Below are 7479 nucleotides of genomic sequence, written 5' to 3' on the forward strand. Positions count from 1 at the left end.
CGTTGCCTGCCCTCTCGCGGTCCGGATGCACCCTTGGCGCACGATCCCGACAGCCCCCCGATGTGGTCTCCCTTGACGTGGACCGACGGCGGGCTGCCGCGCTCGCGCCTCTTCGGCGACGTCTACTTCTCGGCCGAGGACGGGCTGGCCGAGACGCGTGCGGTCTTTCTGGCGGGCTGCGGCCTGCCCGACGCCTGGGCGGGACGCCGCCGGTTCGTGGTCGGCGAACTGGGCTTCGGGACGGGACTCAATATCGTGGCCTTGCTCGACATGTGGCGAGCGCACAGGCCGCGGGGCGGCACGCTGCACGTCTTTTCGGTGGAGGCCCATCCGCTCGCGGCTGAGGACGCCGCCCGCGCGCTGGGGCGCTGGCCCGAACTGGGTCCGGTCGCAGACCTGCTGATCGCCCGCTGGCCGGGGCGGGCGCGAGGGCGTCATCGGGTGTCGCTGCCCGAGTTCCACGCGACCCTGGACCTGGCGACCCTGGACGTGATTCCGGCGCTGGCCGGCTGGAGCGGGCAGGCGGACGCCTGGTTCCTGGACGGCTTCGCGCCCGCGGCCAATCCGGAGATGTGGAGCGACGAAGTCCTCGCCCTGGTGGCGGCGCGCACGGCGCCGGGCGCGAGGGCGGCCACCTTCACCGTCGCGGGCCAGGCTCGCCGTGGCCTGGCGGCGGGCGGCTTCATGGTGGAGAAGCGCCCCGGCTTCGGACGCAAGCGCGAGCGGCTGGAGGCCCGACGGCCCGGCGCCGCCGTCGACCCCCGATCCCCGCGGCGGGTGGCCGTCGTGGGCGCGGGCGTCGCCGGCGCGGCGATGGCGCGGGCGCTGCGCGATCTGGGGGTCGAGGCGCAGGTTTTCGAGGCCGAACGCCCGGGGGCGGGCGGTTCGGGCAATCCGGCGGCCCTGGTGACGCCGCGGCTGGACGCCGGCCTGGGCGTCGCCGCGCAACTCTTCGCCCAGGCGTTCGGCCGGGCCGTCCGCCTCTATCGCGGCGTCCCGGGCGCGGTCATCGGGGAGGGGGTGCTGCAACTCGCCGCCGCCGAACGGGACCCGGCGCGGTTCGCGAAAATCGCCGGCGCCGACCTGTTCGAGCCCGGCTCGATGACACGGCTGTCCCCGGAGGCCGCCGCCGCGCGACTGGGAGAATCCACGCCCGCCGCGCTGGAGCAGGCGCAGGCCCTGGTGGTCGATCCCGCCGCGATCCTGGCGGCCTGGGTCGGCCAGGTGACGCCGGTGCGGATCGCGCGCCTGGCGGGAGACGAGAGGGGTTGGGCGCTGTACGACGCCGAGGGTCGCACGGTCGCCGAGGCCGACGCCGTGGTCCTGGCCAATGCGAATGCGGCCTGCGACCTGGTCGCGGGCCTGACGCCGCCGTCCCTGCCTCTGGCGCCTCTGCCTCTGGCGCCCGTGCGCGGTCAGGCGAGCTGGACCGTCGATGGTGCGCAGAGCCCTGCGGCGGCCTGGGGCGGCTATGTGCTGTCCACCCGCGAGGGCGTCCTGTTCGGGGCCACCCACGACCGGGGCGACACCGGGCTGGACGTCCGCCAGGCCGACCACGCCCGAAATCTGCAACTCCTGGCGCGCGCCTTGCCGGGACGGGCGGCGGCGGTCGTCCCGGAAGCCCTGCGCGGGCGGGCCTCGATCCGCGCGGTCACACCCGACCGGCTGCCGCTGGCGGGAGCCTGGGGGGACGACGGCCTGTTCGTGCTGGCCGGTCTCGGTTCGCGGGGGTTCAGCTTCGCGCCGCTCCTGGCCGAGCATCTGGCGGCGGACATCGCAGGCGTCCCATCGCCCCTGGATGCGGCGGCCGTGGCGCTGGTCGCGCCCGATCGGTTCATGCGACGTTCAGCGCGCCGTTCCTAGCCTGGGACCGCGTCTCCATGTTACGCGCTCCGGGGGGAGATACTGGGGCCAGAGGACCTCGACCATGACGATCCGGACCGCTCTCGCCATCGCCGCCGTCAGCCTGGCGGCCGCCGCCGCCGCGCCGCTGGCCGTCGCGCGTTCACCCGACGAACCGGCCGCCGCCAAGCCCGCGCGCCAGTGCTTCTGGACCCGACAGGTCAACAACTTCGCATCCGAGGACGGCCGCACCGTCAATGTCCGCGTCGGCGTGAAGGACGTCTATCAGTTCCAGCTCATGGGGCCCTGCGGCGACGTGGAGTGGAACACCAAGATCGCCATCCGCTCGCGCGGCGGCTCGCAGATCTGCTCGGGCCTGGACGCCGAGATCATCTCGCCCACGTCGATCGGGCCCCAGACCTGTCCGGTCACCAATGTCCGGAAGCTGACCGACGCGGAGATCGCCGCCCTGCCCAAGCGCGCAAAGCCGTAGGGCGGCGGAAAAAACGAAGGGGCGCCGGATTGCGGCGCCCCTCCTCCTTCAGGTGGCGTTCGATCAGAACGTCTTCTTGAATCCGACTTCGAACACCCGACCCAGCGGATTGCCCGACGTGTAGTCGTAGTTGTACTGGCTGGGGCCGTAAGGCGGGTCCTTGTCGAACACGTTCTGGATGCTGGCGGTGACGATCGTGTCCCACGGCGCCTCGAACCGCACGACGAGGTCGTGCTGCCAGAAGTTCTTCGACTTCCCGACCGGTACGAGGTCGCGGCCGGCGCACGAGGTCGAGGCTCCGGCGCAGGCCGCCGGCGCAGTGGTGGCGCCCGCGTTCGGCACGGTCACGAACAGCGGCGAGCCGAACGCCGGCGAGGTGCCCTCGGCGAAGCGGGTCTGCCAGCGCAGCGACAGCGGCCCCCGCACATAGGCGAGGAACGCGTTGGCCTTGATCTCGGGATACGAGAAGAAGTCGTTGATCAGGTCCGACAGCCCGGCCCGGTCCTCCGCGGGGGAGATCGGGATATTCGCGCCCCGCATGCTGACCGCCCCGCGCTTGTATTCGATCAGGTAGGTCGCCTCGCCGCCGATCGCCCACTGGCCGTCGAACCAGCCGTCCCAGTCGTATTGCGCCCGGAACTCGAGGCCCGAGGTGTTGGTGGTGGGACCGTTGATCACGAAGCTGCGCAGCCGTGCGACATTGGCCGCTCCGCAGGCCCCGGCGAACGTGAATCGGGCTTCCAGCGCGGCGAAGGCGGGGTTTCCGCAATTTACGTTCGAAGCCCCCGGGAACATGGTGGCGTAGAGGCGTGAGCCGCTCTCCTCGATCAGCTCCTCTTTGAACTTGAAGTTGAAGTAGTCGATCGTCGCCGTGAAACCGCCGACCTCCACGATCGCGCCGATGTTGTAGGTGTCGGCCTTCTCGGGCTTGAGGTCGGGATTGCCGCAGCTCTGGAACGCGCGATAGGCGCTGCCCAGCACGCGCACGCCGTTGTTGCAGCCGGTGCCGATGAGTCCGGGCCCCGGGGCGCGGAAGGTCGTGCTCGCCGACCCCCGCAGGGCCAGAAAGTCGGCGACCTGCCACTTCACCGCCACCTTGGGATTGGTCGTGGAGCCGATGTTGCCCTGATAGGCCTCGTGCCGGATCGCGAAGTTGACGTTGACGGTGTCCGTCACCGGCAACTGCAATTCGGCGAAGACCGCCTTCACGTTGGCGTCGTCGTCGCGATCGGTGGCCGAGCCGAAGAACTGCAGTGGCCCGCTCTCATCGGCGCAGGCGGCGCGGTCCGGGCAGGGAGTCTCGTCGGCGTTGAACAGGGCGCCGTACTTCCGGACTTCCTGGGTGTAGCGGTACTGGGCGCCGAGGGCCCAGGCCACCGGCCCGCCGCCCAGGTCGATGCCGGTCTCGCCCGAGAATACGACGTCAGCCACGAGCAGCTTGTTGGTCAGCACATTGGTGTAGTTGCCGTAGAGCCAGGCGACCACCTGCGGATCGTTCGCCACCGCCGAGTTGAAATAGGGGTTGGCGGCGCCGTTGACCGCGCTCACGGCGATGCCGTTGGTGAAGGGATTGAAGTAGTGGCAGCCGAGGGCCGCATTCCCCGCCCCGGTCGTGAAGTTGTTGGTCTCGGCGGCGGTGCAGCCCTGAGGATCGTCGGCCCGCGCCCCGAACCCGCGCAGCGCCAACTGGATGTTGCGAACCAGCAGGTCGTTGGTGTTCGCGGTGTTCTTCTGCTCCATGTAGGTCAGCGCGGTGTCGTAGCGGACGCCGCCGAAGACTTCGCCCTGGAAGCCGCCCGAGATGCGGAAGCCCTCGTTCACCACCGCCTGGTGGTCGGCGCCGTCCTTGTTGAGCGGATGCCCCGCGAAGGCGATGGCCCGCCAGCCGAGCTGGACGATGTCGACGCCCCGCGCGCCGAGTGGTGAACCGGGTTGCGCCCCCGTCGCGCTGTTCGCCGTTGCGCGGATCGTGGCGCACTGGGCGGCCGTCAGGGGCGCCTGGCAGGCGTTCAGCAGCGCGACCAGCCCCGGATGATTGGCCGGGATGTTGTAGGGGACCGAGAAGTTGGGCCCGCTGGGCGCCGTCGGCGAATAGGAGGTCCCGCCGATCGCGACCGGCGAGGGATACTGCGCCGTGAGGTTGGCCGGCGAGATGCGCTGTTTCGGAATGTCGTTCTTGGTCCAGGCCACCTCGGCATGGAACGACATGGTGTCCGACAGGTCGAAGTTGACCTCGCCGTAGAGCTGGTAGTGATCCTCGCGGTTCACCAGATCGTTGAAGTTCGAGAACTGGAAGCGGCAGGTGGAATTGCTCGCCGCCGGGTTCTGGGCGCCGACCGGCACGGCGATGGTGGCCGTGGCGCCCTGCCCGAGCTGGCCGTTCAGCGGGTTCTGGAAGGTGACGTTGTTGGTCAGCGTGCCGCCCAGTTCCTCGCAGCCGTTGTCGCGGAACAGATTGGCGCCGGCCAGGAACAGCCCGGGGTTCGATGCGCCGGTCCAGCCGCCGGCGCCGGCATAGCCGCCGAAGTCGAAGCTGCGTAGGGCCCAATCGCGGTCATGGATATCCAGCCGCGAGCGATGCCGGTAACCCGCGGTCAGCAGCACGTTGCCGTTGTCGAAGCGTTTTCCCCAGGCCAGATTGGTCTGGTAGTCGCCGTTCGAGCCGTCGATCAGCGAGTACTCACCCTCGACGTCGAAACCGTCGAGGTCGCGGCGGGTGATGAAGTTGACCACCCCGCCGATGGCGTCCGACCCGTAGGTGGCGGCGGCGCCGTCCTTCAGGATCTCGATCCGGCCCACCGCGGCGGTGGGGATGAAGTTGAGGTTGGCGCCACCGCCCTGGAAGGCGGCCGCGGGACTGTCGGCCAGCCGTCGGCCGTTCATGAGGGTGAGAGTGCGCGAGGCGCCGAAGCCGCGCAGGTTTATCGTCGCCGTGCCCGCGCCGCCGTTGTAGCGGTTGCTTTCGCCCAGGGACGACTGGGACGAGGTGATGGTCTTCACGAGCTGGACCACCGTGGGCGAACCCTGCTTCTCGAGATCCTGCGCGCTCAGCACGTCGACGGGCAGGGCGGCGTTCTCGGGCGTGCCACGGATAAAGGAGCCGGTGACCACCACCTCCTCGACTTCGGGGGGCGCCGAGGATTGGGCCGCGGCCGTGGCGGCCAGGCCGAGGGAAAAGGCGGCGGCCAGCATCGAGCCGCCGCAGAGATGACTGCGTCTCGTCATGGTGTCTTCCTCCCCCACGGACCCGCCCGCGTCTGGTGTGCGAGGGTCGTTCCGTGGCGGAACGATGATCGTCCGACTGCGTTCGGCGGGCCAAGAGGATTCCGCTGGGGAAACGTACCGATCTTCGGAATTTAGAAATTTCGGTGCGCACCTGTTGCGCGCAACACACACCTACAACGTGCATGAAAAAGGCGCCGCCGGCTTGGCCGGCGGCGCCCTGGTTCGGAAATGGTTCGGTTCGGATCAGAAGCGCTTGCGCGCGCCGATCTTGAAGGTGCGGCCGTAGGGGTTGCCGACGAAGGGGTCGTAACCCGCTTCCAGGCGCGCCGCCGACGGGTCGCGGTCGAAGATGTTGAAGACCGAGGCCGTGAGCGTGGTGTCCCACGGCAGGTCCACCCGATAGGTCAGGTCGAAGGTGTAGAACGACTTCACCTTGTTGCCGAGGGTGGTGAGCAGGCAGTTCGTCGCCGTGCCTGCGATGGCGTTGGCGACGTTGCAGTTCGCCGAGGATCCGGTCTGGACGGTGGTCGGCCCTCGATTGTCGGTGGCGCCGCCGATGTAGGTCATGTCCAGCCGCAGGTTGTGGTCGCCGCGGGAGTACTCCGCGTAGGCCGCGCCGCGCAGCTTCGACACCGTGCCGGGGAAGCGGTCGTAGTTGGTGAAGCCCAGCGCCTTGTAGGGCGCCGACACCAGAACGCCATTCAGGTCGAACTGTCCGATGTCGTACTTGAGCAGCCGGCTGAACGAGAGCCCAAATCCGACATCGCCCGAGAGGACGTCGGGCATCTTGTAGTCGATGCTGACGTCGACGCCTCGGACGGTGGCGTCAGGTCCGTTGACGGTGTCGGAACGCACGCGCTGGATGTCGTTGCCGACAGTGACGCCCTGGACGCACACGTTGTTGTTGTTGAACGTGATCAGGTCACGCAGCGCGCTGCCGCAGTTCACGAACTGGGTGCCGTTGCCGACGCCCGCCACCGCGGTCGCCACGATCTGATGCGGCACCTGGGTGATCTGTTCCTCGACCTTGAAGTGCCAGTAGTCGGCGATGACGCGGAGGCCGCCGGTCTGGAAGATGGCGCCGATGTTGTAGGTGAACGCCTTCTCTGGTCCGACGGCGGGATTGCCGGTGTAGTCGACGGACTTGAAGCCGTTGCCCGCCGCCTGGATGCCCGACAGGCCGGTGACGGCGTTGCTGGAGCGGTTGCCCGGCGTTGGGCCGCGGAAGGTGGTGCCCACCGAACCGCGGAGGGCGAAGGCCTCGGCGACCTGCCACTTGACCGCCAGCTTGGGGTTCACGGTGGAGCCGGTGAGGCCGCCGTAGTCCTCGTAGCGGATGGCCGCCTGGGCGTTCAGCGTAAGCCGTAGACCGTGTCGTCGAGCTGCTGCGGCGTGCCCTGGCCCAGGAAGATGTAGGGGCCGGTGGCCAGCGCGCAGGTCGTCACGCCCTGGACGGGACAGGGATTGACCCGCACGTCCTGGAACGGGCTGCGCAGCGTCGACTGGAAGTCGGTGGTCCGGTACTGGCCGCCGGCCGCCCAGCCGATGGCGCCGCCTGGCAGCTCGATGCCGAGTTCGCCGTTGAACACCAGATCGACCACGAACAGGTCCTGCCGCTGACGGGTCTCGGAGCCCCGCTCGAACAGCCAGTCGAGCAGATCGACGCTGTTGGCGTTGGCCGAGACGTAGCCGGGGTTGGTCGTTCCGATCGAGGGGTTGCCGGCGTAGCCGTTGGAGAACGGGTTGAACCAGAGGCAGCCGTTGGCGCCGGGGGTGTTGGTGCGGCAGTTGGCGCCGCCCAGGCCATTCAGAGCCCGCTGGAGGCGGTCGATGAAGATGTCGGGCGTGTGCTGGCGGTTCTGGGTGTGGGAGTAGGTGACCCCCAGGTCGTAGCCGATGCCCGCGAACGGAAGTTCGCC

General features: G+C 69.4%; 4 protein-coding genes and 1 pseudogene. 2 read left to right on the forward strand and 3 right to left on the reverse strand.

Annotation, left to right across the window (positions count from 1 at the left end; translation table 11 throughout):
• Window positions 1–60 precede the first annotated feature (60 nt).
• Together mnmC and ABS78_RS04540 are read left to right on the forward strand one after the other, a co-directional pair.
• Window positions 61–1863: an FAD-dependent 5-carboxymethylaminomethyl-2-thiouridine(34) oxidoreductase MnmC gene (gene mnmC / locus ABS78_RS04535; protein WP_293375484.1), complete on the forward strand. Its 1803-nt coding sequence runs from the start codon at window positions 61–63 to the stop codon at window positions 1861–1863.
• A gap of 64 nt (window positions 1864–1927) precedes the next feature.
• Window positions 1928–2335 carry a DUF6491 family protein gene (locus ABS78_RS04540; RefSeq protein ID WP_293375446.1) on the forward strand — a complete coding sequence of 136 codons (408 nt, stop codon included), beginning with the start codon at window positions 1928–1930 and terminating at the stop codon, window positions 2333–2335.
• Window positions 2336–2398: 63 nt separating this feature from the next.
• Here ABS78_RS04540 and ABS78_RS04545 read toward each other — a convergent pair whose 3' ends face one another.
• The 3 genes and pseudogenes from ABS78_RS04545 to ABS78_RS04555 all read right to left on the reverse strand — a co-directional run.
• Entirely contained in the window at window positions 2399–5560 is a 3162-nt protein-coding gene (locus ABS78_RS04545; protein ID WP_293375448.1) for a TonB-dependent receptor, read from the reverse strand.
• 243 nt (window positions 5561–5803) lie between these two features.
• On the reverse strand, window positions 5804–6859 hold the full coding sequence (locus tag ABS78_RS04550; RefSeq protein WP_293375450.1) for a TonB-dependent receptor: 1056 nt from the start codon (window positions 6857–6859) through the stop codon (window positions 5804–5806).
• A gap of 53 nt (window positions 6860–6912) precedes the next feature.
• A pseudogene (locus ABS78_RS04555) lies at window positions 6913–7479 on the reverse strand (TonB-dependent receptor); the annotation flags it as partial.

This window comes from Phenylobacterium sp. SCN 70-31, from assembly GCF_001724605.1.
In the GTDB taxonomy this organism is placed as follows: domain Bacteria; phylum Pseudomonadota; class Alphaproteobacteria; order Caulobacterales; family Caulobacteraceae; genus Phenylobacterium.